Annotated in this window: 23 protein-coding genes, 2 tRNA genes and 1 pseudogene; 13 read left to right on the plus strand and 13 right to left on the minus strand. The window is 61.2% G+C overall.

Annotated features, from left to right (window positions below):
* Positions 1-45: 45 nt before the first annotated feature.
* The gene (locus LDZ28_RS03435) at positions 46-960 is read right to left on the minus strand and encodes a LysR family transcriptional regulator (RefSeq protein ID WP_244827329.1); all 915 of its coding nucleotides are present in this window, start codon (positions 958-960) and stop codon (positions 46-48) included.
* A 117-nt stretch (positions 961-1,077) separates the two neighbouring features.
* Between LDZ28_RS03435 and speB the strand changes: the two genes are divergently transcribed.
* Positions 1,078-2,067: an agmatinase gene (speB, locus tag LDZ28_RS03440; RefSeq protein ID WP_244827330.1), complete on the plus strand. Its 990-nt coding sequence runs from the start codon at positions 1,078-1,080 to the stop codon at positions 2,065-2,067.
* 13 nt (positions 2,068-2,080) lie between these two features.
* Here the strand turns inward: speB and cytX are convergent, their stop codons facing one another.
* On the minus strand, positions 2,081-3,385 hold the full coding sequence (gene cytX / locus LDZ28_RS03445; RefSeq protein ID WP_244827331.1) for a putative hydroxymethylpyrimidine transporter CytX: 1,305 nt from the start codon (positions 3,383-3,385) through the stop codon (positions 2,081-2,083).
* 186 nt (positions 3,386-3,571) lie between these two features.
* Between cytX and LDZ28_RS03450 the strand changes: the two genes are divergently transcribed.
* The 3 genes from LDZ28_RS03450 to LDZ28_RS03460 all read left to right on the plus strand — a co-directional run bounded on the left by LDZ28_RS03450 (position 3,572) and on the right by LDZ28_RS03460 (position 6,632).
* Complete coding sequence (locus LDZ28_RS03450) at positions 3,572-4,888, plus strand: replication-associated recombination protein A (protein ID WP_244827332.1); 1,317 nt, start codon at positions 3,572-3,574, stop codon at positions 4,886-4,888.
* A gap of 234 nt (positions 4,889-5,122) precedes the next feature.
* Positions 5,123-6,421 carry a serine--tRNA ligase gene (gene serS, locus LDZ28_RS03455; RefSeq protein WP_244827333.1) on the plus strand — a complete coding sequence of 433 codons (1,299 nt, stop codon included), beginning with the start codon at positions 5,123-5,125 and terminating at the stop codon, positions 6,419-6,421.
* Positions 6,422-6,541: 120 nt separating this feature from the next.
* A tRNA-Ser gene (locus LDZ28_RS03460) sits at positions 6,542-6,632 on the plus strand.
* An 86-nt stretch (positions 6,633-6,718) separates the two neighbouring features.
* Here LDZ28_RS03460 and LDZ28_RS03465 read toward each other — a convergent pair.
* Positions 6,719-7,096 carry a hypothetical protein gene (locus tag LDZ28_RS03465; protein WP_244827334.1) on the minus strand — a complete coding sequence of 126 codons (378 nt, stop codon included), beginning with the start codon at positions 7,094-7,096 and terminating at the stop codon, positions 6,719-6,721.
* A 244-nt stretch (positions 7,097-7,340) separates the two neighbouring features.
* Between LDZ28_RS03465 and map the strand changes: the two genes are divergently transcribed.
* The 6 genes from map to LDZ28_RS03495 all read left to right on the plus strand — a co-directional run bounded on the left by map (position 7,341) and on the right by LDZ28_RS03495 (position 11,502).
* A complete protein-coding gene (gene map / locus LDZ28_RS03470; RefSeq protein ID WP_244827981.1) occupies positions 7,341-8,123 on the plus strand; it encodes a type I methionyl aminopeptidase in 783 nt (260 codons plus the stop codon).
* A gap of 217 nt (positions 8,124-8,340) precedes the next feature.
* Positions 8,341-8,865, plus strand: a complete 525-nt coding sequence (locus tag LDZ28_RS03475) for a GNAT family N-acetyltransferase (RefSeq protein WP_244827335.1) — start codon at positions 8,341-8,343, stop codon at positions 8,863-8,865.
* A gap of 118 nt (positions 8,866-8,983) precedes the next feature.
* Positions 8,984-9,766: a septum site-determining protein MinC gene (gene minC, locus LDZ28_RS03480; protein WP_244827336.1), complete on the plus strand. Its 783-nt coding sequence runs from the start codon at positions 8,984-8,986 to the stop codon at positions 9,764-9,766.
* Between the two features lie 79 nt (positions 9,767-9,845).
* The gene (gene minD, locus LDZ28_RS03485) at positions 9,846-10,661 is read left to right on the plus strand and encodes a septum site-determining protein MinD (RefSeq protein WP_244827337.1); all 816 of its coding nucleotides are present in this window, start codon (positions 9,846-9,848) and stop codon (positions 10,659-10,661) included.
* A gap of 9 nt (positions 10,662-10,670) precedes the next feature.
* The gene (gene minE / locus LDZ28_RS03490; protein WP_244827338.1) at positions 10,671-10,925 is read left to right on the plus strand and encodes a cell division topological specificity factor MinE; all 255 of its coding nucleotides are present in this window, start codon (positions 10,671-10,673) and stop codon (positions 10,923-10,925) included.
* Between the two features lie 268 nt (positions 10,926-11,193).
* Positions 11,194-11,502, plus strand: a complete 309-nt coding sequence (locus LDZ28_RS03495; protein ID WP_244827339.1) for a YXWGXW repeat-containing protein — start codon at positions 11,194-11,196, stop codon at positions 11,500-11,502.
* Between the two features lie 17 nt (positions 11,503-11,519).
* Here LDZ28_RS03495 and LDZ28_RS03500 read toward each other — a convergent pair whose 3' ends face one another.
* Both LDZ28_RS03500 and LDZ28_RS03505 read right to left on the minus strand, forming a co-directional pair.
* Positions 11,520-12,896: a chloride channel protein gene (locus LDZ28_RS03500; protein WP_244827340.1), complete on the minus strand. Its 1,377-nt coding sequence runs from the start codon at positions 12,894-12,896 to the stop codon at positions 11,520-11,522.
* Positions 12,897-13,153: 257 nt separating this feature from the next.
* Positions 13,154-13,333 carry a hypothetical protein gene (locus tag LDZ28_RS03505; protein WP_244827341.1) on the minus strand — a complete coding sequence of 60 codons (180 nt, stop codon included), beginning with the start codon at positions 13,331-13,333 and terminating at the stop codon, positions 13,154-13,156.
* A 252-nt stretch (positions 13,334-13,585) separates the two neighbouring features.
* Between LDZ28_RS03505 and LDZ28_RS03510 the strand changes: the two genes are divergently transcribed.
* Complete coding sequence (locus LDZ28_RS03510; protein ID WP_244827342.1) at positions 13,586-14,737, plus strand: OpgC domain-containing protein; 1,152 nt, start codon at positions 13,586-13,588, stop codon at positions 14,735-14,737.
* Between the two features lie 34 nt (positions 14,738-14,771).
* On the opposite strand, the gene LDZ28_RS03515 is transcribed toward LDZ28_RS03510, so the two are convergent.
* Both LDZ28_RS03515 and LDZ28_RS03520 read right to left on the minus strand, forming a co-directional pair.
* Positions 14,772-16,076, minus strand: a complete 1,305-nt coding sequence (locus LDZ28_RS03515; RefSeq protein WP_244827343.1) for an MFS transporter — start codon at positions 16,074-16,076, stop codon at positions 14,772-14,774.
* Between the two features lie 259 nt (positions 16,077-16,335).
* A complete protein-coding gene (locus LDZ28_RS03520; protein WP_244827344.1) occupies positions 16,336-16,821 on the minus strand; it encodes a TonB family protein in 486 nt (161 codons plus the stop codon).
* A 145-nt stretch (positions 16,822-16,966) separates the two neighbouring features.
* On the opposite strand from LDZ28_RS03520, the gene LDZ28_RS03525 reads away from it, so the two are divergent.
* Positions 16,967-17,122, plus strand: a complete 156-nt coding sequence (locus tag LDZ28_RS03525) for a hypothetical protein (protein ID WP_244827345.1) — start codon at positions 16,967-16,969, stop codon at positions 17,120-17,122.
* Here LDZ28_RS03525 and LDZ28_RS03530 read toward each other — a convergent pair whose 3' ends face one another.
* The 5 genes and pseudogenes from LDZ28_RS03530 to LDZ28_RS03550 form a co-directional block, all read right to left on the minus strand.
* Positions 17,123-17,395, minus strand: coding sequence for a hypothetical protein (locus tag LDZ28_RS03530; protein ID WP_244827346.1), 273 nt, complete (start codon positions 17,393-17,395; stop codon positions 17,123-17,125).
* A gap of 683 nt (positions 17,396-18,078) precedes the next feature.
* Positions 18,079-18,349: pseudogene (locus tag LDZ28_RS03535) on the minus strand (transposase); the annotation flags it as partial.
* 339 nt (positions 18,350-18,688) lie between these two features.
* Positions 18,689-20,353, minus strand: coding sequence for a hypothetical protein (locus LDZ28_RS03540; RefSeq protein WP_370652085.1), 1,665 nt, complete (start codon positions 20,351-20,353; stop codon positions 18,689-18,691).
* Positions 20,343-21,764 (minus strand): HlyD family type I secretion periplasmic adaptor subunit, encoded by a 1,422-nt coding sequence (locus LDZ28_RS03545; RefSeq protein ID WP_244827983.1) that lies wholly within the window; start codon positions 21,762-21,764, stop codon positions 20,343-20,345. Before LDZ28_RS03545 ends, LDZ28_RS03540 begins: the two co-directional genes overlap by 11 nt.
* The gene (locus tag LDZ28_RS03550; protein ID WP_244827347.1) at positions 21,764-23,899 is read right to left on the minus strand and encodes a type I secretion system permease/ATPase; all 2,136 of its coding nucleotides are present in this window, start codon (positions 23,897-23,899) and stop codon (positions 21,764-21,766) included. The genes LDZ28_RS03545 and LDZ28_RS03550 overlap by 1 nt, the downstream gene beginning before the upstream one ends.
* A 395-nt stretch (positions 23,900-24,294) precedes the next feature.
* Here LDZ28_RS03550 and LDZ28_RS03555 point away from each other — a divergent pair, with 395 nt between their 5' ends.
* Positions 24,295-24,516 carry a hypothetical protein gene (locus LDZ28_RS03555; RefSeq protein ID WP_244827348.1) on the plus strand — a complete coding sequence of 74 codons (222 nt, stop codon included), beginning with the start codon at positions 24,295-24,297 and terminating at the stop codon, positions 24,514-24,516.
* A gap of 1,239 nt (positions 24,517-25,755) precedes the next feature.
* Here the strand turns inward: LDZ28_RS03555 and LDZ28_RS03560 are convergent.
* Positions 25,756-25,845, minus strand: a tRNA-Ser gene (locus tag LDZ28_RS03560).
* Positions 25,846-25,852 lie beyond the last annotated feature (7 nt).

Consider the following 25,852-nt stretch of genomic DNA (forward strand, 5'->3'; position numbering starts at 1 on the left):
TCGATGCTTGTCGAATAAGCATGCGTACTGCTTATTTAGCTGCGTCTAAGCAGTGTGAGCGGCGGTCATGTCCTCGATGAATGCATCGACGATATCGTTCTTCGCATTGCGCGAGCCGCGTCCGCGCTCGGCGCGCACGACCATGTGAAACGCCACGCGATAACGCATGAACTCGGGATTCAACGCGGCGAGCAAGCCGTCTTTCACATAAGGCGCGGCGAAATGCTCCGGCAGATAACCGAGATGCCGCCCGGATAACACGAGCATGGCGACGGCTTCCATGTTGTCCGCGACCGCGCCGATAGTGCGCGGCGTGAGCGCGCCTGCTTCGGGCAGCGGATAGCTTCGCCACGCCCACGCATGCTCGGCGGCATCGTCCGGACTCACATTGCCCGCGTGTATAAAAAGCGGATGCTCTCGCGCGCAGTACGCGAACTGATCTTCGGCAAAGATCTGCGTGTATTCGAGCGACGGCACGCGATGCCAGAAGTAGCCGATCGCCATCTGAATGCGGCCGGCAAGCAGCATTTCCTCGAGTTCGCCTGGCGAGCGGACGAGCACGGATAGGCGCACCGATTCGTCGCGTCGCCGGAAGCGCGCGATCGCCTCGCTGATGCGCGCATTCGCGCTCACCGGCGTGTTGCCGATCATCCCGAGCGTCAGCGTGCCGACGAGTTTTCGGCCGACATGGCGCGCGGTGGAATCGAACGTTTCGACAGCGGCGAGCAACGCTCTGCATGCATCGACGAATTGCTCGCCGCGCGAAGTGAGTGCGAAACCGCCGCGTCCGCGCTCGCAAAGCCGGTATCCGAGGCGCGTTTCGAGCGTCGCGAGTTGCGTGCTGATGGTCGACTGGCCAACATTGAGCGTGGCCTGCGCGGAGGAAACGCCGCCTGCATCGACGATGGCGAGAAACACGCGTATGAGCCGCAAATCCAGGTCGGAAAGATGAGTGAACACGCGCGCCGCCCATACATCGATTGGAATCGATGTGAAGTTGTTTTCGTCGCCATTTTAGCTTGGGTCAAAAGCGGGTACTAATACGCCATCTTTGGCTCAACGGGAACATTTGACACCATGAATACGTCTTCGCTCTTTACGCCTGCCGAACACTTCGACGCCGAACGTCCGCAACCGCTTTCCGGCAATCAGATGCCGCGCTGCGGCGGCATCACCACGATGATGCGTCTGCCGAACGTACCGACGGCCGCCGGTCTCGACGTGTGTTTCGTCGGCGTGCCGTTCGACCTCGGTACGTCGAATCGCACGGGCGCGCGTTTTGGCCCGCGCCAGGTGCGCAGCGAATCGGTGCTGCTGCGCCCGTACAACATGGCGACGCGCGCCGCGCCGTTCGACTCGCTGCGCGTGGCCGATATCGGCGATGTCGCGATCAATCCGTACAACCTGCTGGATTCGATCGACCGCATCGAGCGCGCATATGGCGAGATCCTCGCGCACGATTGCAAGCCGATCACGCTTGGCGGCGATCACACCATCGCGTTGCCGATTCTGCGGGCGATCCACGCGAAGCACGGCAAGGTCGGGCTCATTCACATCGACGCTCACGCCGACGTCAACGACACCATGTTCGGCGAGAAGATCGCGCACGGCACGCCGTTTCGCCGCGCGGTGGAAGAGGGCTTGCTCGATTGCGGGCGCGTCGTGCAGATCGGCCTGCGCGGCACAGGCTACGAGGCGAGCGATTTCGACTGGTGCCGCGAACAGGGCTTTCGCGTCGTGCAGACGGAGGAGTGCTGGAACAAGTCGCTCGCGCCGCTGATGGCCGAAGTGCGCGAACAAATGGGCGACGGGCCGGTGTATATCACCTTCGACATCGATGGCATCGATCCGGCGTTTGCGCCCGGAACCGGCACGCCGGAAATCGCGGGTCTGACGGTGCCGCAGGCGCTGGAGATCGTGCGCGGCGCGTGGGGCTTGAATATCGTCGGCGCGGATTTGGTGGAGGTTGCGCCGCCGTACGATCCGTTCGGAACCACGGCGCTGCTCGGGGCGAATCTCGCGTTCGAATTGTTGTGCGTGTTTCCGGGCGTCGAGCGGCGCGCGTGAATCGGGCGAGACGTTACGAAGCCAACGCCGCCCGCCGCGTCGAAACCAGCAGCAAGTAGCAGACGGCGCCCAACGCAAGCGATGGCAATGTCGCGCCCAGATTCGGCAGCCACTGGTTGATCGCGTGATAGGCCGCGATTCCGATCGCCCACGCGACAAAGGCGCTCACGTGCCAGCCGCCCGAATAGCCATAGCGGCCGACGGACTGGCCGAGCGCGGCGAGATCGACGCGGCGTTTTCTCACGATGAAGTGATCGGCCAGCACCACGCCGAAGAGCGGCGCGAACACCGAACCGATCAGCAGCAGGAAGTTCTGATACTTGCCCATGGCAACGGCGAGCGCGACCAGCGTGCAGAGCGCGCCGAACGCGGCGGAAAGCACGGGTACGCTCACGCGCGCCCAGAACGTGCCCGTCGAGACGGCGGCGGAGTGGATATCGGCGAAGGCGTTGTCGATTTCATCGATGAGAATCAGGAGCAGCGCAATGCCGCCCCCCGCTTGCGCGAGCGCGATGGTGAGGAGCGCATCGCCGCCGCCCGCGGCCAGCCCGTACACCGCGCCGAGCGCGTAGAACCACAGGTTCGCGATGCCGTAGCCGAGCAGCGTGCCACGAAACGAGCCGCCCGCGCTGCGGGAAAAGCGCGTGTAATCGGCAATCAGCGGCAGCCACGAAAGCGGCATGGCAACGACTAGATCGATCCCCGCGCCGAACGCCAGCTCGCCGGTGCCAGGACGCGCCAGCAGCGCGGCCAGATCCTGCTTGGCCAGCAGATTCCACGTGAGCCAGCCCGCGCCCGCGAGCAAAAGCCAGATGCCCCAGGTACGCAGAAAGCGCCGCACGAAGGACAGCGGACCGCTCACCGCGAGTAGCGTGGCGAGCACGCCGAAGATCAAGGTCCAGACGAGCGGCATCGACAGATTGAAAGATTGTTTGGCGAGCGCGTCCGCGGAATCGCGCATGACGATGATTTCGAACGAGCCCCAGCCGACCAGTTGAACGGCGTTGAGCACGGCAGGCACCGACGCGCCGCGCACACCGAGCGTCGGGCGCAGCGAGGACATGGCGGCGAGCCCCGTGTCCGCGCCGACCACGCCCGCGAGCGCGAGCAGCACGACGCCGATCACCGTGCCGATGACGATTGCCACGAGTGCGTGCGGCAGCGACAGACCCGGCACGAGCAGCGCGCCCGCCTGCGCGACTAGCAGGCCGATGCCGAGCGAGAACCACAGCGCGAAGGCGTCGCTGGTGCCGAAGGCGCGCCGTTCGGGCGGCACGGGAATGAGCGGGGCGTAAGTCGACGTGTCCTCTTGCTGCATCGGATTTGATCCTTATCTTGTCTGTTCGCGGTTTGTCCGAAGCCGTCGCTCGCGCGCGAGCATCGGCTGTCATAATGACCCGGATTTTGCGGCCACGCGGAGCAATGCGCTAGCTCTGCCGTTCGGCATAGGCAAAAATGCGTCCGGTGACCCGGCCGTCAGCGCCTCACCTCACTCAGCAAGCACATGTTCGAAGAAAACCGTGGCACCGTCCCGCTCGCGGAACGCCTGCGCCCCCGCACCATCGACGACGTGATCGGGCAGAAGCATCTGCTCGGTCAGGCGAAGCCGCTGCGCGTCGCGTTCGAATCGGGCGAGGCGCATTCGATGATCCTCTGGGGCCCGCCCGGCGTCGGCAAGACCACGCTCGCGCGCCTCATGGCCGCTGCCTTCGACGCCGAGTTCATCTCGCTTTCGGCGGTGCTCTCGGGCGTGAAGGATATCCGCGAGGCGGTCGAGACGGCGCAGATTCATCGCGCGAACGGGCACCAGACGCTCGTGTTTGTCGATGAAGTGCATCGCTTCAACAAGAGCCAGCAGGACGCGTTCTTGCCGCACGTGGAGTCGGGCCTGTTCGTGTTCGTCGGCGCGACGACCGAGAATCCGTCGTTCGAGGTGAACAGCGCGCTGTTGTCGCGGGCCGCCGTCTATGTGCTGAAAAGCCTTGACGCCGGCGAGTTGAGAGAACTGCTGGAGCGCGCAAGCACTGAACTCGGCGGCCTGACCTTCACCGATGAATCGCGCGACGCGCTGATCGGTTCCGCCGATGGCGACGGCCGCAAGCTCCTGAATAACCTGGAAATCGTCGCACGCGCGGCCGCGCAGCAGAAGCAGACGCACGTGGATGGCGCGTTGCTCGGCAGCGCGCTCGCCGAAAATCTGCGCCGTTTCGACAAGGGCGGCGACGCGTTCTACGACCAGATCAGCGCGCTGCACAAGTCGGTGCGCGGCAGCAATCCGGACGCCGCGCTGTACTGGTTCTGCCGCATGATCGACGGCGGCGCGGACGCGCGTTATCTGGCGCGGCGCATCGTCCGGATGGCCTGGGAAGATATCGGTCTTGCCGATCCGCGTGGCGCGCGCATCGCGCTCGATGCCGCCGAAACTTACGAAAGGCTCGGCTCGCCCGAGGGCGAACTGGCGCTCGGGCAGGCGCTCATTTATCTGGCGGTCGCGCCGAAATCGAACGCGGGCTACAACGCGTATAACGAGGCACGACGCTTCGTCGGCAAGGATCAGTCGCGCGGCGTGCCGGTGCATCTGCGCAACGCGCCGACGAAGTTGATGAAGGAGCTCGGCTACGGCCACGAGTATCGCTACGCGCACGACGAACCGGACGCCTATGCCGCCGGTGAAACCTATCTGCCGGACGGCATGCGCGATCCGCACTGGTATGTGCCGACGCCGCGCGGGCTGGAAGGCAAGATCGGCGACAAGCTGTCGCGTCTCGCGGAACTCGATGAAGCCTGGCGGCGCGAGCACAAGGATGAGAAGAAGCGGTAAGGGGTGCTGCACGCCGGCGGGTGCTTCGTTTCACTCGCACCGCCCGCCTGTTTCATCGAGCGAATCGAAGCGGCACGCGCCGGCCGTAACCGGTGCGTTAGACTTCACAGCTACTGGCGGCGCGCCTTGCCGCAAATATCGGCGGTGCATGATCGCCTGAACGCCAGCCACGGCCGCGCCCGATGCGTGCGCTAAAATCGTCGTTTTCGAATACTTAACAAAAGCATCCCCGACATGCTCGACATTCAACACCTCCGTAAAGACCTGGACGGCGTCGCGAAGCGCCTCGCCGACCGAGGCTACACGCTCGACGTCGCCGCCTTCGCCGCGCTCGAAGCCGAGCGACGCGACATCCAGACCCGCACCGAAGAACTTCAGGCGCGCCGCAATAGCCTGTCCAAACAAATCGGCGCGATGAAAGGCCGTGGCGAGGACACGTCGGCGGTGATGGCGGAAGTAGGCGGCATCGGCGACACGATGAAGGCATCGGCGACGCAACTCGAAAACGTGCAGAAGCGTCTGTCGGACCTGATGCTGACCGTGCCGAATCTGCCTCACGAAAGCGTGCCTGTGGGCAACGACGAGAAGCAGAACGTCGAACTGCGCCGCTGGGGTTCACCGCGCGCGTTCGATTTCGAGGTCAAGGATCACGTCGATGTCGGCGCGCCGCTCGGCCTCGATTTCGAAACCGGCGCAAAGCTTTCGGGCGCGCGTTTCACGCTCTTGCGCGGGCCTATTGCGCGGCTGCATCGCGCGCTCGCGCAGTTCATGATCGACACACACACCGAACAGCACGGCTATACAGAAGCGTACACACCGTACATCGTGAATCCTGAGATTCTCTACGGTACCGGACAGTTGCCCAAATTCGCCGACGACATGTTCCGCGTCGAGAAGGGCGGCGACGAAAACACGGTCACGCAGTACCTCATCTCCACCTCGGAGATATCACTCACGAACACCGTGCGCGACAGCATCCTAGAAGCGGGCGCGCTGCCGGTGAAGCTGACGGCGCATTCGCCGTGCTTCCGTTCCGAGGCGGGCTCATATGGACGCGACACGCGCGGCCTGATTCGCCAGCATCAATTCGATAAGGTCGAGATGGTGCAGGTCGTCGCGCCCGAGCACTCGTACGCCGCGCTCGACGAGATGGTCGGGCAGGCCGAAACCATTCTGCAGAAGCTCGAATTGCCGTATCGCGTAATCACGCTTTGCACGGGCGACATGGGCTTTTCGGCGGCGAAGACCTTCGACCTCGAAGTGTGGTTGCCGGCGCAAAACACCTATCGCGAGATTTCGAGCTGCTCGAATACCGAGGCCTTCCAGGCGCGACGCATGCAGGCGCGCTTTCGCAATGCGCAAGGCAAGCCGGAGTTCGTGCATACGCTCAACGGCTCGGGTCTCGCGGTGGGACGCACGCTGGTTGCCGTGCTGGAAAATTTCCAGAACGCGGACGGCTCGGTGACCATTCCCGCGGTTTTGCGCCCTTACATGCGTGGCGCGGAGCGTATCGAGGCGCCGGCTGTGGTCTGACGTTTATTTTTAAAAAGGGTCTTGGAAAGCTCGAACGACTTCGTTATACTTTCGTTCTTCGCTTGGCAACGACCCGCTTCGCGAAGGCCGGCAAAGCCTTTAAGGCCCAGTCTGGTAGACGGAAAGGTGGCAGAGTGGTCGAATGCGCTGGACTCGAAATCCAGTGTACAGTTTTGCTGTACCGTGGGTTCGAATCCCACCCTTTCCGCCAAGATACTAAACCCCGCAAGTCGTGAGACTTGCGGGGTTTTTCGTTGGGGGCCCGGTTTCGTTCAAGGCCTTCGCATCACGTCGGCATCAAGTCGTGCATCGCGCCACATCGAACCTCAGTTCGGGCTCCGGCAACCCGCTGTAGTCATCCACGGATCGCTGCACCTTCACCTCTGTTCCATACGCGGATGGCGTCAAGGTCACGAGCCACGCGTTCGGTCCGACGACGAGCTCCGTCGTTCCTTGATTGCGCACCGTCTGCACCGAAGGCAACCTGCCTTCGAGACAGCCCGATATATCCGACGCACGCCGCGCCGATGAAACATGAATCACGGGCTTCGACGCTCTCAGCTCCGGGCCACTCGTCGAACTGCAGGCAGCCAGCACGGACAAGACCGCGGTAACGGTACAAACGGCATAGACGGAATAAACGGCACGAGCAGCATTCAGGCGATGCAGGTTCATATCTTCAGGCTCGGGTTCTCAAGTGCGAATGCGGGTCACTAGACCACAATCGCGCATCGATCACAAGACCGCATGGCACGATCGCAAACGCCCGGTGTCGCCACGAAACGCAGCACGCATGCGCCTTTCCAAAGAGAGAGGGCCGCACGAGAGTGCTATCATCGGCCCCAATGTCCTCGTGCACGGCGCGCCCCAAGCGGCGTTTCTCGCGCCACGCACGCAGGCGCGACGAACACATCTGCCAATGGCCATTACGCTCAAGACACCCGCTGACATCGAGAAGTTACGCATCTCCGGCCGCATGGCCGCCGAAGTCCTCGCCATGATCGGGGAACACGTGCGCCCCGGCGTCACCACGGACGAACTCGACGCCATCTGCAACCGCTTCATCGTCGATGAACTGAAGGCCGTTCCGGCGAACGTCGGCTACATGGGCTTTCCGAAGACGGTCTGCACGTCGGTGAATCATGTCGTCTGTCACGGTATTCCCGGCCCGAAAGAACTGAAAGACGGCGACATCATCAATATCGACGTGGCCATCATCAAGGACGGCTACTTCGGCGACACGAGCCGCATGTACTACGCCGGCACGCCGAACAAGGAAGCGCGGCGCCTCACCGAAACGACCTACGAAGCCATGGTCGCGGGCATCCGCGAAGTGCGTCCGGGCGCGACGCTCGGCGACGTCGGCCACGCAATCCAGACGGTCGCGCACCGTGAAGGCTTTTCGGTGGTGCGCGAGTACTGCGGTCACGGCATCGGCCGCGTGTATCACGAAGATCCGCAAGTGCTGCATTACGGCCAGCGCGGCGCGGGTCTGCGGCTCAAGGCCGGCCTCGTCTTCACCATCGAGCCCATGATCAACGCGGGCCGTCCCGCCACGCAGCAGTCGCGCGACGGCTGGACGGTGACCACGAAGGACCGCTCGCTGTCAGCGCAGTGGGAACACATGGTCGCGGTAACGGAAGACGGCTTCGAGTTGCTTACGCCCTGGCCGGATGGCGTAGGCGCCTACGCCGCGCCGTAAAGAAGCGCGCGGGTACCGTTTGCGCGCGCCGTCATGGTGCGTAAGCGGCGAGAGCGCGTCTGCATGTGCGCTGTAAAGCACTATCCGAGAAGAAAGAATTGACGGGTACGCCCGTTCGGTTGAAGCTACGCGAATGGCCCGAATACCGGAAAGGCCCGAGCGCCTTCGAGGCAGAGAAGCCAGAGAGCCAGAGAGAATTTGCCTGCATGAGCCCCGCATGAGTCCCTCACTGACCGTCAACCGAATCGCCTCGCAACAGGGCGCGGTATTGCGCGAGCTGCGCACGTCATCGCTGCGCGAAGCGCCCTATGCGTTCGGCGAGACGCTGGAAGATGCGCTGCGCGTCGAACCGCAATCGTTCGACGACACCGCCGCCGAGCACGCGCATTCGCCTCGCGTCGCGACCTTCCTGCTCTACACGGAAGGGCATCCCTGCGGGCTCGTGCATGCGTATGTCGAGGAAGCCGGATCGGCGCGGGCCTTCGTGGCGGCGCTCTGGGTCGCGCCGGCAGTGCGCCATCTGCGTGGCGGCGAGTTGCTCGTGAACGCCGCGTCGCACTGGCTCGCGGCGCAGGGCGCATCGGAAGTGCATGCGTGGATCGCCGACGAAAACCGCACCGCAATGCGCTTCTACGAACGTCTGGGCTTCGGACCCACGGGCGATCGCCGTACGATGTCGTCGCACGAACAGGAGCACGAACTGCTCTACGTGCGCCACGTTCAGCGCGAGACCGGCGCGTAAGTCTCGCTTCACCCTTCCTTCGCGCGTACTCATCGTTTCCGATAGCTGAAACGGGCCGTAAAAAGTATGGCCGCGCGCCCACACGCCTGTAAAATACGCAAAAATTTTGGCCGTTCCTATGTCGCTCAACAAAACGCCCTTCTTCGAACTGCGCAGCGGCTCCGTCGACACGCTCTACTTCGTCGTCAAGACTCCAGACCTCGATGCCCTGCGCACTGAACTCACGCGGCGCTTCGAGGCGACTCCCGAATTCTTCGCGGGCGACGTGGTCGCCATCGACGTGCGCCGGCTCGCCGAGAAAGCCGAAGGCGGCGAAGGCGAGCGCGTCTCGCTCGCGGAATTGGAGACGCTCCTGAAGAGCGTGCGCATGCGGCCCGTGGGCATCGTCGCGTTGCCGGTGCAGCGCTGGGCAATTCAATGGGCAAGCGAGGGCGGCTTGCCGGTCCTCGAAGCGCGCGACCGGCGTGGCGCGCCGAAGCCTTCGGTCGATGAGGCCAAGCCTAACGTCGAGGCCGCCGCGGCGATCGAAGCAGCAGTCGCCATCACGCCGCCGCCCGCGCTGCCGCAGCCGTCGACCATCATCGACCGGCCGTTGCGCTCGGGTCAGCAGGTCTACGCGAAGGGCGATCTCATCGTGCTCGGGCTTGTGTCGTACGGCGCCGAGGTGATCGCGGAAGGCAATATCCATATCTATGCGCCATTGCGAGGCCGCGCGCTCGCAGGCGTGCACGGCAATCACGACGCGCGGATCTTCTGCACTTGTCTCGAACCGGAACTCATCTCCATCGCGGGAATCTACCGGACGACCGAGAATCCGCTCTCGCCCGATGTACAGAGCAAGCCGGTGCAAATCTGGCTGGACGAAGAAAAACTGATGATCGAACCGCTGCGGCTGACCTGACGCCGCGCGCCCGATGCCCCTTGGCGCGCGCTCGATTAAGGAACGCGACGGACCTATTTGACGAACACAAGGTACTTGTATGGCAAAAATCATTGTGGTGACTTCGGGGAAGGGCGGCGTCGGCAAGACGACCACCAGCGCGAGCTTCGCATCGGCGCTCGCATTGCGCGGCCACAAGACGGCCGTGATCGACTTCGACGTCGGTCTGCGCAACCTCGACCTCATCATGGGTTGCGAACGCCGCGTGGTGTACGACCTCATCAATGTGATCCAGGGCGAGGCGAACCTGCATCAGGCGCTCATCAAGGACAAGAAGCTCGAGAACCTTTACATCCTTCCGGCGTCTCAGACGCGTGACAAGGACGCGCTCACGCTCGAAGGCGTGGAGAAGGTGATCGACGAACTGAGCAAGATGGACTTCGAGTACATCATCTGCGACTCGCCGGCGGGTATCGAGTCGGGTGCGCTCATGGCCATGCACTTCGCGGACGAAGCGCTCATCGTGACGAACCCGGAAGTGTCGTCCGTGCGCGACTCGGACCGTATCCTCGGCATTCTCGCTTCGAAGACCAAGCGCGCGATCGAAGGCAAGGACCCGGTCAAGGAGCATCTGCTGATTACGCGCTACAACCCGAAGCGCGTCTCCGAAGGTGAGATGCTGTCGTTGAACGACATCCAGGAGATCTTGCGGATCGAGCTGATCGGCGTGATTCCGGAGTCGGAAGCGGTGCTGCATGCATCGAACCAGGGCTTGCCCGCGGTGCATCTGGACGGCACCGACGTTGCGGAATCGTACAAGGACGTGGTGTCGCGTTTTCTCGGCGAGGAAAAGGCGCTGCGCTTCACGGATTATCAAAAGCCAGGGCTGCTGCAACGTATCTTCGGCACCAAGTAAGGGGACGCAATGTCGATTCTTTCGTTTTTGCTGGGCGAGAAGAAAAAGTCCGCTGCGGTCGCGAAGGAACGCTTGCAGTTGATCATTGCGCACGAGCGCGCGGGTGGCAAAGCCGCCGCCGATTACCTGCCGGCGTTGCAACGGGAACTCGTTGCGGTGATTTCGAAGTACGTGAAGATTACTGACGACGATATTCGAGTGAGCCTCGAACGTCAGGACGATCTCGAAGTGCTGGAAGTGAAGATCGAGATACCGCCGGCATAACGCCGGACTTGTGTATCGAGATGAAGGTATGAAGCCAGGATCGGGCGATCCTGGCTTTTTTCATGGCGACGTTATCGTTTGCGCGCGGCTTCAAATGCGCGTGGCTTTCATCAATATTCGGTTGCACTTCGGTCATCTCGTAATCAGACGTTTGTCTTCCTTTTGACCACGTCGCGCATTGAACGGACATCGGCAGCAAGGTTGCGTTGCCGACATGAAAATCCGCGCCACCCGGCGCGTTCAATGTCCTGGAATACGAGGTCCAAGCATGAAAACTTCCGTTCGCCATTTGCTCGCTTCAACCGCGCTTATCGTCGCTGGCGCGCTCACCGTGACCGCGGCATCGGCCGAAATCGTGATCGTGGCGCCTAGCGCGCCGCCCGCGCCGCGCCATGAGCCGGTGCCGCCCGCACGCGCGGGTTACGTGTGGGATCAGGGTCACTGGAACTGGGAACACGGCCACTATGTCTGGGCGGGCGGCCATTGGGAAGCCGAGCACGTCGGCCACCACTGGGTGCCGGCCGTTTGGGTGGAAGATCACGGCCAGCATCGCTATGTGGCAGGGCACTGGGACTGATCGGCGCGTAAGGCTGATTACTTTTGCGGGGCCGCGTCTTTCTCGACGACGGCCTCGTCTGCTTCCGGCACCTCGGGCGAGGCCGCCGGTTGTGGCAACGGCGCCATATAGCGCTCGGACAGCGCCTCGTATAAAGGCGGCGCGAACAAGCGCGACACGCGGCTCGACACCAGCGCGGTCGCCATCAGCGAGATGACGAGCGCGTGGCCGTTGATCATCTCCATCACGATGACGAACGCCGTAATCGGCGATTGCGTCACGGCTGCGAGATAGCCGACCATCGCGAGCGTGATCATCATGGGCAGCGACATCTGTCCGAACAGCAGATGCAACACGTTGCCGAAGCCCGCGCCAATCGACAGCGACGGCGCGAAGATGCCGCCCGGAATGCCCGGCAGATACGAGCCGATCATCGAGATCATTTTCAATAGCGGGTAGAACACCGAAAGATGTTCGCGGCCTTCGAGTAGACCGCGCGCTTCCGCATAGCCGCTGCCGAAGGTCGTGCCGCCCGACACGAGCCCGACGATCGCGATGACCAGTCCGCACAGCGCGGCGAACACGACCGGCCGCGACGCATGCAAATGCCGCAAGGGCGCGGGAATCCACCTCGACGTGTTCAGAAGGAGCCAGCAGAAGACGCCGCCCGCCATGCCCGTGACGACGGCGGTCACGATCACCGCGACGGCCAGCATGTTCGAAAAGTGCGTGCCGACGTCGATGGTGCCGAAATACGTGTAGTTGCCGTTGAGCCCGAGCGCCACGATCCCCGCGATGATGATGCCCGTGATCAGCACGCCGCTCGTGCGCACTTCGAAGCTGCGCGTGAGCTCCTCGATGGCGAAGACGATGCCCGCGAGCGGCGTGTTGAACGCCGCCGACAGACCGGCCGCCGCACCTGCCAGCACGAGTTGCCGTTCGATCAGCGAGTTCGAGCGCGGGTAGAAGCGCCGCATGTTGAACATGAGCGCCGCGCCGACTTGCACGGTCGGACCTTCACGGCCGATGGTGAAGCCGCCCAGTATCGCGATGAACGATACGGCAATCTTGCTCGCGAGAATCCTGAGCGTAAGCAGCCGTCCGCCGGCTTCCGAAGTCGGACTGTTGAGTACGGCGATGACCTGCGGGATGCCGCTGCCTTCCGAGCCGCGAAAGAACCTGCGCGTGACGAAAACGCATAGCGCGGCGGCAGCCGGTGTGATGACGAGCGGCAGCCAGGCGTGCGCGGCGCGCGCATCGAGAAAAAGTCCGTAGCCCCAGTCGATCAGCCGCGCATAGTAGACGGCGATCAGTCCGACGGCGATTGCGCCAAGCCAGAAGATACCGTAGCGACGCCACAGGCCGCGTGTGCGTCGCGCGGTGCGAAGAGAAAGAGAACGTAGCGCTCGGATCATGCGGTCGCTTCGGCCAAAGGGCAGAGTATAGCGAGCGTCCCAAGCATGCGGCAGGTTACGCCTGACGAAGCAGACCCCGGAGCCAGAAAAAAGAACAGGCGCGAGGCTTTCGCCAGGCGCCCAAGAAACGCTCCCGATAACGGGAGCGGAGAGGAGAAGGTTGCCGCGCATGCACGGCACTCCTGAAAAGACTTTTGCCCGTGACGAAAGTTCAATCGGCTTGAAAAATCTTGGTCAGTCGAAAACTGGACACGTTTTCAGCCGGTAAGCATCTCGAAAGCGATCACCGCGCCGATGGCTCCGATATTCGCAATGAGCGCCTCGCAAACGACGCCGCGCCATGTGAGCGGCCGGAACTTCATCGCGAGGAGCAAGGCCGTCACCAAGGCCAGTGCGATGACCACGACGAGATGCGAACTCTGCAGATGAAAAGGCATTTCAGCCTCCTGTCGATTGAAACGGCATTTCTTCCCGCGACCGGCGTTTTATCGAGTATTAGGTATTGGCATAGTTACTGCAACACCCAACAAAATAGTCATTTTGCCGCCAGCTTCCCGACTGTCTTCAAGTGTTAATTTAAATACGCGTTGATTCAGGGAATTTTCTTTTAAGGCTAGGTACAAACCCCGTATGCGCGCGAACGCCATGTTGGCCGTGCGCCCGACCGCAGTGCGTGGAGCATTCGTCCAATGAGTTCCCCGACCCAACGTTCTCTCGAAGTCGATTTCTTTCGAGGCGTCGTGCTACTCATTATCGCGGTCGACCATATATCGGGAAGCGTGCTGTCGCACTTTACGCTGCATCAATACGCGTTCTGCGATTCCGCGGAAGTATTCGTCTTCCTCGGCGGTTATGCGTCGGCGGCGGCATACACGGCGCTTGCGACTCGCCGTAGTGCACAAGCCGCCCGCCGACGCTTTTTCAAGCGCAGCTGGGAGATCTATCGCGCCTATCTGCTGACCGCGGTTCTCATGTTGATCGGCGGCGCATTGCTGATGCTACTCAAAATCGATTCGCCGATGCTGCGGTACACCGAATGGCCGACTTTCCTTGTGCGTCCGGTCGGGCTCTTGTTCGACATCACGACCTTGCGCCAGCAGCCGTATCTTTCGTCAGTCTTGCCGATGTACTCCATCTTCGCGCTCGCGGTGCCTTTCGTGGTTCCGCTCGCCGAGAGGAAGCCCGTTATCGCCATGTTCGGCAGTCTGCTCGTGTGGCTCGCCGCTCTTCCCTTGGCGCGCGCGCTGCCCTCGACCTACGCCGAAGCGTGGTCGTTCAATCCGTTCGCGTGGCAGCTCATGTTCGTGATGGGCATCCTTGCGCGCGTGCAGCCTGTCAGCAACGACTTCCACGCAAGCCGTACTGCGCGTTGGCTGACGTGCGGAGCAATCGCGATCGCACTGACCTTCGCATTCTTCAAGCTCTTCCTGGAAACGCAAGCGCCGCCGGGTTACCTCAAGCAGAACCTGGCGACGTTGCGTATCGTGAGTTTCGCGGCCGTTGCGTGGGTGATCGCACGCGCGGTCTACGCGGGATGGATCAAGGCGCTCGCAGCTAAATTGCCGGGCGTGGTGACCATCGGGCAGCAAGGGCTCGTGTGCTTCATCGCGGGCACGTGTGTGTCGCTCGTGCTGGATTCGGCGTTGCGCGCCATCGGCATGACGCACTATCAGTGGATTGGCGGTCTCGCCGCCGATGCGCTCGCTGTCGGCACGCTCCTATGGCTCGCGCACTTCTGGGCCGAGCGCAAGCGCACGCGCGTCGAACGGGAACGCAAGCGCGTGCCGCTCATCAAGGGCCAGCCGGTGCCCGCACATGCCGTGAACCAGCGCGATCGTTGAACGCGCCGGTATCGTCATCGAAGTCATTCGAACGCTATTCAAGTGCGATGTCGCGCGTCTCGCGCATGCACAACACGGCGATGAGGCTCACCGCCGCCGCCGCCGATACGTACCCGCCGACCCACGACAGTCCGCCGCGATTTGCGAGCAATTGCGCGATATAAGGCGCGACCGATGCGCCCAGAATGCCACCCAAGTTGTACGCGACGCCCGCGCCGGTGTAGCGCACGCTCGTCGGGAACAGCTCGGGCAGGAGCGCGCCCATCGGCGCGAAAGTCACGCCCATCAAGAACAATTCAATGGTCAGAAAGAGCGCGACGTAGACCGTGTTGCCGCTGCCGAGCAGAGGCAGCATTGCGAAGCCGGAGAGGATCGCCGCGAGACAGCCGACGATCAACACGGGCCGTCTGCCGAAGCGGTCGCTGGCGATGGCCGAGATCGGCGTCGCAATTGCCATGAACAGCACGGCAAAACACAAGAGACCGAGGAATTTTTCGCGCGAGAAATGCAGCGTGGAGACGCCGTACGACAGCGAGAAGACCGTCGAGATGTAGAAGAGCGTGTAGCAGACGACCATCGCGAAGGCGCCGAGCAAGGTCGGCGCGAGATAACGGCCGAGCAGCGTGGCGATGGGAACGCGCACGCGCTCGTGACGCTCGACGGCCGTGCGGAATGCGGGCGTCTCCGCGATTTTCAGGCGCACGTAAAGCCCGAGCCCGACGAGCACCGCGCTCACGATGAACGGCACGCGCCAGCCCCAACTGCGGAACTGTTCGTCGGAGAGTGAGAGCGCAAGGCCGAAGAACAGGCCGTTGGAAGCAAGAAAGCCGATCGACGGCCCGAGCTGCGGGAACATGCCGAAGAGGCCTCGCTTGCCCTTGGGCGCGTATTCCGTTGCAAGCAGCGCCGCGCCGCCCCATTCGCCGCCGAGCCCGATGCCTTGCCCAAAGCGCAGGATGCACAGGAGCACGGGCGCGAGACTGCCGATGGAATCGTAGCCGGGCACGAAGCCGATGAGCGTCGTTGAAATGCCCATGACGAGCAGCGACGCGACGAGCGTCGATTTGCGTCCGACGCGATCGCCGAAGTGCCCGAAGATGAACGAGCCGATAGGCCGCGCGACGAACGCAATGCCGAACGTGACGAAAGCCGAAAGCGCTTGCGCGGCCGGCGATCCGTGTGGAAAGAACACCGGCCCGATGACGAGCGCGGCGGCTGTCGCATAGACGTAGAAATCGTAGAACTCGATTGCGGTGCCGATGAAGCTCGCGAAGATCACGCGCGAGGTGCTTTGGGCGCCGTCGCCTGGCTTGGCGGCGGAAAGCGTGGGTGATGACATGGTGTCTCCGTTGTCGTGTCGCTTTTGTGGTGCTTATGGTGGCGCATTCCTGCTCGATGGGCGAGCAAGGCGTGAGAGCGCACGCAAGACGCTTGTTGGGGGTGGGCGGTAAAACGGTCGAGCGGCTCGCAGGAGTAGAGCGCGAACCGGACAAAGACTTTCAACGGACGCGAGGGGTAGGCGCGGTCTGAAAGCCATGCCGGAAGCGGGTCCGGCCGGGATGTCAAAAATTATAACGAGCGTGCCGCGAGAGCGCCAATCAATCGATGGTCGTCGCTTGTGGCGAATGCGACGTTTGCAACTGGAAGTGGCCGTCGTCGTTGAACATCCAGCCTTCGAAGAGTTCGAGCTGGCCGTTGCCGTTCAGGAGGCGCGCGGGCGGAACGGGCAATGGCGACGAGCGCCGCAGCGAGGCGAGCGCGGTGGCTTCGGCTTCGTCGTCGCCGTTGGTGCGATACACCGACGAATTGACGACGCGCCCGTTGCGATCCACGGTGAAGGACACCAGCACGAACGAGCGCAGCATGGCTTGCGGCGTGCCCTTCAGCACGTACGACGGATTGCGTTCGAGGATACGTTGCGCGACGCGCTCCTTGTAGTCGCCAAGCGATGCGCGAGACGGTGCGGTTGCGGCGGAGCGTGCTTCGATGACGCTCGGTGGCGGCGTGATCGTGCACGCGGCCAATGTCCCGGCAAGCACGATGGCGACAAGCGTGGCTGACGGCAGAATCGGTGCTCTAGGCATCGCGAGTAGCATCTGATGACGATGGATCGATGGTAGCCCGTGTCGGCGCCGCAGTGTTTGCGATTCTGCGTGCGCTTTTGGATGCGCTTCTTACAGGCGCAGGATTTGCTGACGATGCTTACACCCAAGGCAAACAGGAGGAGCCATGACTAGCGAAGCGAAGCCGGCCGAAGCACAACCCGCCGAACACAGCGACAACGAGAAGAGCAAGCTGCCCGAACGCGATGACGAAGGCCGCAAGCAGTCGCCAAACGATCGCCCAGGGAAGGAAACAGGCGAGGGCGAAGCGCCGGTAGGTTGATCAATCCACGAAGGGTTTGACGAGTTCCGCACAGCGCAATGGCGCGGCGGTTCTCGTCGTTCCCGACTCGGCGCTGCGCGTTTCGACGCAACGAAATACGCTATTGTTTTTCTGCAGCACGTAAGTATCCGCAGGCAAACCGGACGCGCGTTCGGCGATGCTCGTCACGGCTACGATTCCGTAGCCGTTTTGAATCAGATCGAAAAACGAGGTTTCTGCCTGACGCCATTGAGTGTTGGGTTGCGGCTCTGCATGCGCTGTTATGCCTGTCATGGCGATGCAACCCAAAGCTACTTGCGCGATACGGCTTGGCTTCATCAGGCTTGTCTCCGCTTTATCGATCGATGAGGCGGTTAGATGGTAATTAAGCCGCCTTGTTCATGCGGATTGTGGCAGATGGGGTTTGGGCGCTGCTCGTTGCCGTTTGCAAGTGCACGTGCGCGGCAGGCAAAAAAAGACCTCGCGCGAGGCGAGGTCAAACACTTCGAACGGCTTCCTTATCGCGAAAAGGCGTTTAACGCGACGAGGAAGCAAGGTCAAGGATAGGGATCGGGCGATGGCTCATATATCGGAGGAATCCGATTGATTGTTGCATTTAGGCATGATTGTCGGTTAGAAAGTTGGCTATTTGATCTTCTTGCTGCTCGGCTCAATGAGCGGTCAATGTCCAGTGCAAATGGTCGCTTACAGGCAGCGTGACCAACGCGCATCGCGTTTCGCGCTTTGCGGGAAGCGTCCACCGTTTCGTGTATGCGCCGGGACCGCGTTACGCGGCTGCCTCGCAATGCGCTCTCACGCTCACTGGACACCTCGAATAATCTGCGCTAGGGCTATGCTGAACAAATACCGGTTTTTGAAAACGACCACGTAGCGATGGAGTTTGCGGGCGTCAGAAGGACTTAATCAGCGTAGCCGTAGTCTGATAACGTAAAGAAGTCCATTAGCGTGCTGCGATTTGGCATGACGTTGAGGATGTTTCCAATTTTTGCGGAACCAGCATCGCTGATGCCGTGTTTGCAGAAATACCTCTTCCACACCGCTCACCTCCCATCGCGCCATCGCCCGCGACAAGCAGCGGCGGTGCCTGTATAGCTCGTCTGTTCAGATCGAACAGCAGCTCGTTTCAAGATTAATTCGATTTGCGATAGCCGTCGCTGGGCTCCATGCGCTTCTTGCTGCCGTCCGATTCACGCCGATGATCACCAGCAGGAACTCCCCGTCTGAATTTAAGCGGCCGACAGGACCTGGAGGAACATCCGCGGCGTCGACAAAGTCGAAGCGCTTCTGAAGGGCATTCCCCTCAAGGACGGCATTCGGCGATTAACGGCATTCGGCGATTAAGAGCGCAACGGCTCCTCAAGCACTGGCCGCTTGATCATGCCGTTCCGCCCGCGACCAGTCTTGACGACTGCCCCGGGCACCATGCGTTGTGCGCAAAATGCATTGCGTGGGATGGGGTAGTATTGAAATCCTCATCCCAGTGCGGATAAGCGGAGGTTAAAAACCCTCCGCTTATCCCACTAGCTCACTTTGAAATACTTTCTAAAAAGCGAGCGTCACTTGTGATTAATGATGCGACGATGCGAAAAGAGCCGAGTTATCTTGCGTCTGCATCAACAGGGTAGAGGAGACACCGGTGGAAGCGCTTGAGTAAGACGCCATCGCGGACACCAACTGACTAGCTTGCGTAGCTGATACTGTGTCCGTGAGTGTGCTCCAGCTTGCCTTGCCCGACCCATCGATGTATTCGATTTGCGTGCCGGAACTTACACCGCTCATCGTTGCAACGTTCCCGTTACCCAGTTGCAGCGACAAATTCCCACCTGCTAATGTCCCGGCAGCAGCGCTGCCGGTCAGAACCAGTACATTGCCATTCACCGACACAGAACCCGTTGTGGTTTGAACCGCCGCTCCATCGTCCAGATGAACCGTATTGTTAGAACCGTTCAGATTGAGCGTGGCATTTCCCGAGGTCGGCATAACGTTAATATCGTTACCGTTACCTCTGACCGTGGTTAAACCCACGCCTTGAAAGTACACAGAGTCGTTATTGCCATAGATGGTTTCGCCACTGCTATTGACCATAATCAAGTCGCCGCCCTGCATGGCGTAGAATGTTGAGCCGGTACCATTTGCCATTATTCTCACGTTCGCGCCAACAGTAACCGTATTCGCGCTACCAAATTCCTGGACGGAGAAGGAGTTAACACCAACAACACCAACGCCCGTTGCTGTCACAGTATTGTGCGTGCCACCCACCGAGACATTGTCCCATCCCCCCACAGTGGCGGAGACATAGTTGTTGTCGCCCGTTATCCAAACGGCCCTTCCGCTAGGAGAATCTGCTCCGTTCTCTAGAAAGACTGTGTTCGACGAGCCACTTAGCCTAAGCGATGCGCCGCCAAGGACGTCAAAATAGGAATTGCTCATTATCGCGCTCTGGGTATTCGTCACGCTGTACATATTGCCACCCATCGACACCAGATTCGTGTCCATGAGTGTGGTCCAGGTCGCCTGGCCCGACGCATCGATGTACTCGATTTGCGTACCCGAACTCACGCCTGACAGCGTTGCAACATTCCCGTTATCCAGTTGCACCGACAAATTCCCATCTGTCAATGTTCCGGCGACAGCGCTGCCCTTCAGAACCATTTCGCTACCGCTGAAGTTCACCGACACCGAGCCCGTTGTGGTTTGAAGCCCGGCCAATCCCCAGCCCGTCGTATACGGCTGGTAGGATGGGGCCACGTAATCAACGGCCATCTCAACCGTATTATTTGAGCCGAACAGATTAACCGTTTCGTTTCTTACCTCAAAATCGGACGTCCTTTGAGGGTTGTCACTGATATATGCAGCGTTAATATAGTTGTGCGAGCCGAGCTGGGGGTAATTCTCGACATCGGTCGCCGAGTTTTCACGCACGCCTTGCCAGGTAGCCGACACCGTCGGCAGATAAGCCGCCCTCGCGACACCCACGCCCGCCGCCTGCGCTTTCACGGCGGCCCACGCGTCACGCGTCTTCGGGTTGTTGCACAAGGCTCGTTCAACGGTTTCCGACAGCCTCAATGGCTTGCCAGGCGCCTCCGCGAATTCGCAGGTCGTCACCAGCGAACCGGCGGGCGTCACGGAAACGTCCTGTTCGGCGCGCAATACGTCGAACGCGTGAGCGGCGCCGCCCAGAAACATCGACCCGATAAGCAACGCGATTCGCGTCATATGTTTAGCGTTCACGCATACTCTCCTGTGCCGTGCGCAGCAGTGGATCAAAGAAGTAACCAATTACGCTGCGCTTGCCCGTGCAAATGTCGGCCGTTACGACCATGCCTGGGGTCAATGTGATCCAGCGTTTGTCGACGTGAATGCGATTCGTATTTAGATGGATGCGCACCGCAAACGTGGGACCGAGCTTCTTGTCCTGCACGGCGTCGTTGGAAACCGATGTGACGGTGCCGTTCAAATAGCCGTAACGCGTATACGGAAACGCCTCGATCTTCACCGCCGCGTGCTGGCCGACTTCGACAAACCCGATGTCCTTGTTTTGCAGTCTTGCTTCGACCTCGAGCGCGTCGTCGGGCACGATCTCCATTAGCGATTGCGCCGTCGTCACCACACCGCCCAGCGTGTAAACGGCAAGCTGCTGCACGGTGCCCGCAACCGGCGCTGTCAGGCTTAACAGCGACTGCCGCGTTTGCGCCTTGGTGTCGTCGTTGCGGCTCTGCGCGATCTGCTGGGTGTCCTTTTCGAGTTCATCGAGCAGGGCACGACGAAACTTCGATACGGTCGCCTCGATCTGCGCCCGTTGTCCCTCGATGCCCGCAGCCAGTTCGTTCGCATGGCTGCGCTGGGCGCTCAGTTCGTGCTCCTTGTCGAGCGCGTCCTGTTCCTTTTGCAGATAGTCGTTGCGCGCAACGTACTTCTGGTCGACCAGCGCGCGATACGAATCGGCCTGCTGGCGCGCGAGAGGCGAGGTCTGCGCAAGCTTCGCGATCTCCGCACGCGTGGTGTCCAGCGACGCTTGCTGCTTGAGCAGTTCCGCGTGCGCACCATCGTACTGCGCGCGATATTCAAGCCACGCGCCCTCGGCCTGGCGCTGCGCGTCCTGCATGCGCGCGTCGGGTGCGCCCTCGACGTGTGCCACCACCGGCATCCGGTTCTCACGTTGCGAACTCAGCAATGCATTCGCGCGAGCCGCAGCGAGTTGGGCATCGAGCCAGGTCGAATGCGCCTTATTGGCATCGGCAGCGGCGAGCGTGGTGTCCAGCTTCATCAGCAACTGGCCCGCTGCAACCCGTTCGCCATCGCGCACTTTGATTTCACGCACGACACCCGTAATCGCCGGCTGGATTGTCTTGACGCGCGCATTCGGAATGAATTGACCGTTGGCCGTCACCACGATGTCGAGTCGTCCGATCAAGCCGATCAGCAGTACGATCACGCTGAGGAGGATCAGCACGCGCATCGCCCAGCGCGGCGCCGGATGGACTGGCGTCTCGACGAGTTCCAGTTCGGCGGGCAGGAAGGCGAGCTGGTCGGCCGCACGCGGCGGGCACTCCAGTTGCGCGCGGACGTCCCACACCGCGCGCCACACGGCGGCGTAACGTCGAATCAGATCGACGAACGCCTGAAGTTTGGCTGATCGCATCATTGGTTATCCTGAATCGAGACGAGATGCGCGTAGTAGCCCGCATGCTGCAACAGCGCGTCGTGATTACCCTGTTCGACGACGCGTCCACCGTCCATCGCGATGATCTGGTCCGCGTGACGCACCGCGCTCAACCGGTGCGCGATGATAATGACCGTGCGTCCCGCGCAGATCGCTTTCATGTTGTCTCGGATCACGCGTTCGGTTTCGAAGTCGAGCGCACTCGTTGCTTCATCGAAGATCAGGATGCGGGGATTGGTCAGCAGCGCGCGAGCGATCGCAAGGCGCTGGCGCTGGCCGCCCGACAGGTTGCTGCCGTGCTCGCCGACCACCGTGTCGTAGCCCTCGGGCAGCTCGCAGATGAACTGGTGCGCACCGGCGATCTGAGCGGCGCCCATTACCGCTTCGAGCGGCACGCCAGGGTCGGACAGCGCAATGTTTTCGCGCACCGAACGGTTGAACAGCAGGTTTTCTTGCAGCACCACGCCAATCTGTCGGCGCAGCCAGACGGGATCGGCGAGCGCGAGGTCGATGCCGTCGATACGCACTGTCCCTTGCTCGGGAATGTAAAGCCGCTGCAGCAGCTTCGTGAGCGTGCTTTTGCCCGATCCCGAACGGCCAACGATTCCGATGACCTGACCCGCGCGGATGTCGATCGACACGTTGTCGATCACCGGACGCCCGTCCGGGCGGTAGCGAAAGCGGATGTTCTGGAACTGGACGTCGCCGCGAATGGCCGGCAACGCTTGGCGCGTCGTGGGCAGTTCAGTGCGCGTGTTGAGGATGTCGCCCAAACGCAGCATCGAGATGCCGACTTGCTGGAAGTCCTGCCACAGCTGCGCGAGACGCAGCACGGGGCCGCTCACGCGCTGCGACATCATGTTGAAGGCGACCAGTTCGCCCACGCTCAAACGTCCCTCGATGACGAGGCGCGCACCGATGAAGAGCGTCGCTAACGTGACGAGCTTGCCGACCAGCTGGATCAGTTGCTGCCCGATGTTGCCGAGCTGGTTGACGCGAAAGCCCGCGCTAACGTATGCCGCCAACTGCGATTCCCAGCGCCGGATGAACTGCGGTTCGACGGCCATCGCCTTGAGCGTTTCGACGCCTGAAACAGATTCCACTAGAAACGATTGATTATCCGCACCGCGCGCAAACTTCTCGTTAAGCCGAGAACGAAAGGCCGGCACGAGCAGCGCGGAAATGGCGCCGCACACGGGCAGCGAGGCGATCACGATAAGCGTGAGCGGTACGCTATACACGCACATCACGCCGATAAAGACGACAGAGAAGACGAGATCGATGATCGCCGTGAGCGCCTGTCCGGTCAGAAAATTGCGGATGTTCTCCAGCTCGCGCACCCGCGCGACGGTGTCGCCGACCCGGCGTGCGCCGAAGTAAGCGAGCGGCAGCGCCACCAGATGCCGAAACAGGCGCGCGCCGAGCTCGACGTCGATGCGATTCGTTGTATGAGAGAACACATAGTTGCGCAGGCCTGTGAGCAGAACCTCGAAGACGGACGCGACGAGCAACGTGATGCACACGACATTGAGCGTGCTGAACGTGCGGTTGACCAGCACTTTGTCCATCACCACCTGGAACATCATCGGCGACACGAGGCCGAACAGTTGCAGCACGAGCGACACGCCAAGCACTTCAATCAAAAGCCTGCGATATCGGACGATTGCCGGGATGAACCACGAGAAGTCAAAGCGCGCGAGTTCGCCCGCGAGCGAAGCGCGTGAGGCAAACAGCAACATCTGGCCACTGCATCTTTCGACAATTTCCTCGAGAGGCTTGACGACGGGCGCTGCGCTGCCCGGTTCGAGGATCAGCGCGGTCTTGCCATCTGTTTTAGCGAGAATGAAGTGGTTGCCGTCGCGCTCCAGAATCAGCGCGGGGAGGGGAGCCGTCGTCAGTTTCTCGGGGCGAAAGGGAACACTGCGCGTCTTAAGGCCGAGGCTGCGCGCCGCGAGTATCAGATCTTTATCAGTGAACTGCCCTGTGGTGATTGCGGCTTCGTGCTTGAGCTGGGCTGCGTCGGCCGCAATGTTGTGGAAGCGGGCGATGGTGACGAGGGCTGCGAGGCCTGGGTCTTCTAATGCTCTTACTTCGTTAAGTTGATAATTGTTCATTAAGAGATGCTGAACTTCAATAATACATAGAGTTTTATATGTACTCGCTTGCCTTGTCGACGGCGACGCCGTTGAGATGATCGGCCTTAGGGCTGTCGAATTATTGACAACAGGCAGATATTGTAATCGATTACAAAACGGAGAGAAGAAGAAATTGATCAACAAATGTAGAGATAGGCGAAACAAATTGCAGATAAGCGCCTAGCCACGCACTTAATCGACGAAATGATTTTGTATGTATATGTTATTTAATAGTAAGAAATACATTTGAAAGGCAGCGAAACAATATCGACTTCAGCGCGCCAAACCTCATCTCGCAGGCCGGCGTGACGAAGATTGGCGTGAGAAATATTTAGCGAACCTGAACGCCATTCCCCGCCAGATCGAAGAGATTCTTGATCGCGCTCGCGCTGATTGTGGCGCTGGCCGAGCAGGCATTCTGTCGCGACGTCCAGAAAATTGAACGCAATGCGAGCAGGCATGGCGGCGAGACGGTCGAGATCATCTTGTCGACATTCATGAAGTCATCGCAAACTTCGCTTGCCGGCGAAATTCGCGCGATCCCCCGATGCGGCGATCGTCGCGCGCACGCATGCAAAACACCGACGCCCGGTTGACTCATCGTCACCCGGCGTCGGTGTTCGTTCCCGGGTTTCGCAAACGCAAAATGCCCGTGCCTAAAGCGACCCACGCTGACCCGCCGCTAACCGTTCAAACCTTCTTCTGTTAGCTGACCACATCGCGCAATCGCGGTAATCAAAACCCTTGTCTGTGCTGCGCCAATTTTCAGGACCGCTCACGCGGATGCCAACCATCGCCCTGAACTATTCCGCGAGCAGTCATCAAAGACTGGTGTACGCGGGCGGAACGGCGTGATCAGGCGGCCAGCGCTTAGGGAGCCGGTGCGCTTTCAATCACCGGAATGCCGTCCTTGAAGGGAATGCTCTCAGAAGCGGTTCGATCTTGTCGACGCCGCGGATCTCCCTCCAGGGCCTGGTCGGCCGATTCGATCGGCTTGAACGCCATCGAGTAAGGCCGAGCACGACAAACAGTTGCGCATGCGACTCGTGCGATGGCGCACTGTGCAAATGTCGATTTGATCGGATTCGTGGTCCCGCACATGCTGCCAGTGCTCGGCAGGGATGTAATAGAACGAGCAAGGCGTCGCTATCCTTCGTGAGACTTTCGACGGCCTTGGGGTACTTGGCCGCGTACATGTATCTCCGTGATGTGCGTCCGGTTGATGTGCCGGACCATCAGCTCGCCACAGCGTAGGCGTAGGTCGACAGGGTGTTGCGCCTGGTCGCCGTGCTTGGGGTTCCGCCACTCGGATTCCTTCGCGTCCATGAAACGCTTAGCCGCGTCCTCGAACGTGATTTCTGTTGCGCTCTCGGCGCGCAGACGGTCTCCTTGCGCGCCAGTACTGTATCGACGCCGTTTCGATACTGATTCGAGCGGCCTGCGCGCTCGTGCGCGTCCTTCAGGGTGACGGCCGAGTATGGACACCCCAAGCCTATCTCATGTCCCGGACCTTACCCGCCACGGTGGCGCGCAGTATTCACGAAAGCGCGCCCCTGGCGCTGACCTGTGGACGCAGACCCGGAACCTTGCCGACCGGATGGACACCCGGCGTGGTTATTCGAAATACCGCCAGCGCTCCAGCTCCTTCGCAATTCTCGACATTCTTTCCTACCTCCGAACTAGCCCCCGAAGAACGTTACGACTAAACGGATATAGGCGATCACAAGTAGCGAAAAGGGGTTTCGGGCGGAGAGCCTTTTCGGGCGGAGAGCCTTATATGACGGGCGTTTGGGGGATTGATTCAGAGAAGTACAGACGAGCGGGGACACAGGGGGTGGCGGAGGCGGTGAGATTCGAACTCACGGAAGGATCACTCCTTCGCCGGTTTTCAAGACCGGTGCCTTAAACCGCTCGGCCACACCTCCAGCAAGG

Source organism: Caballeronia sp. TF1N1 (genome assembly GCF_022878925.1).
Taxonomy (GTDB): domain Bacteria; phylum Pseudomonadota; class Gammaproteobacteria; order Burkholderiales; family Burkholderiaceae; genus Caballeronia.

What these genes read in the sequence shown, in the direction of transcription:
- speB (WP_244827330.1), top strand. Translation starts at nt 1,078, where the DNA reads ATGAATACGTCTTCGCTCTTTACGCCTGCCGAACACTTCGACGCCGAA.
- cytX (WP_244827331.1), bottom strand. Translation starts at nt 3,385, where the DNA reads ATGCAGCAAGAGGACACGTCGACTTACGCCCCGCTCATTCCCGTGCCG.
- LDZ28_RS03450 (WP_244827332.1), top strand. Translation starts at nt 3,572, where the DNA reads ATGTTCGAAGAAAACCGTGGCACCGTCCCGCTCGCGGAACGCCTGCGC.
- serS (WP_244827333.1), top strand. Translation starts at nt 5,123, where the DNA reads ATGCTCGACATTCAACACCTCCGTAAAGACCTGGACGGCGTCGCGAAG.
- LDZ28_RS03465 (WP_244827334.1), bottom strand. Translation starts at nt 7,096, where the DNA reads ATGAACCTGCATCGCCTGAATGCTGCTCGTGCCGTTTATTCCGTCTAT.
- map (WP_244827981.1), top strand. Translation starts at nt 7,341, where the DNA reads ATGGCCATTACGCTCAAGACACCCGCTGACATCGAGAAGTTACGCATC.
- LDZ28_RS03475 (WP_244827335.1), top strand. Translation starts at nt 8,341, where the DNA reads ATGAGTCCCTCACTGACCGTCAACCGAATCGCCTCGCAACAGGGCGCG.
- minC (WP_244827336.1), top strand. Translation starts at nt 8,984, where the DNA reads ATGTCGCTCAACAAAACGCCCTTCTTCGAACTGCGCAGCGGCTCCGTC.
- minD (WP_244827337.1), top strand. Translation starts at nt 9,846, where the DNA reads ATGGCAAAAATCATTGTGGTGACTTCGGGGAAGGGCGGCGTCGGCAAG.
- minE (WP_244827338.1), top strand. Translation starts at nt 10,671, where the DNA reads ATGTCGATTCTTTCGTTTTTGCTGGGCGAGAAGAAAAAGTCCGCTGCG.
- LDZ28_RS03495 (WP_244827339.1), top strand. Translation starts at nt 11,194, where the DNA reads ATGAAAACTTCCGTTCGCCATTTGCTCGCTTCAACCGCGCTTATCGTC.
- LDZ28_RS03500 (WP_244827340.1), bottom strand. Translation starts at nt 12,896, where the DNA reads ATGATCCGAGCGCTACGTTCTCTTTCTCTTCGCACCGCGCGACGCACA.
- LDZ28_RS03505 (WP_244827341.1), bottom strand. Translation starts at nt 13,333, where the DNA reads ATGCCTTTTCATCTGCAGAGTTCGCATCTCGTCGTGGTCATCGCACTG.
- LDZ28_RS03510 (WP_244827342.1), top strand. Translation starts at nt 13,586, where the DNA reads ATGAGTTCCCCGACCCAACGTTCTCTCGAAGTCGATTTCTTTCGAGGC.
- LDZ28_RS03515 (WP_244827343.1), bottom strand. Translation starts at nt 16,076, where the DNA reads ATGTCATCACCCACGCTTTCCGCCGCCAAGCCAGGCGACGGCGCCCAA.
- LDZ28_RS03520 (WP_244827344.1), bottom strand. Translation starts at nt 16,821, where the DNA reads ATGCCTAGAGCACCGATTCTGCCGTCAGCCACGCTTGTCGCCATCGTG.
- LDZ28_RS03525 (WP_244827345.1), top strand. Translation starts at nt 16,967, where the DNA reads ATGACTAGCGAAGCGAAGCCGGCCGAAGCACAACCCGCCGAACACAGC.
- LDZ28_RS03530 (WP_244827346.1), bottom strand. Translation starts at nt 17,395, where the DNA reads ATGACAGGCATAACAGCGCATGCAGAGCCGCAACCCAACACTCAATGG.
- LDZ28_RS03545 (WP_244827983.1), bottom strand. Translation starts at nt 21,764, where the DNA reads ATGCGATCAGCCAAACTTCAGGCGTTCGTCGATCTGATTCGACGTTAC.
- LDZ28_RS03550 (WP_244827347.1), bottom strand. Translation starts at nt 23,899, where the DNA reads ATGAACAATTATCAACTTAACGAAGTAAGAGCATTAGAAGACCCAGGC.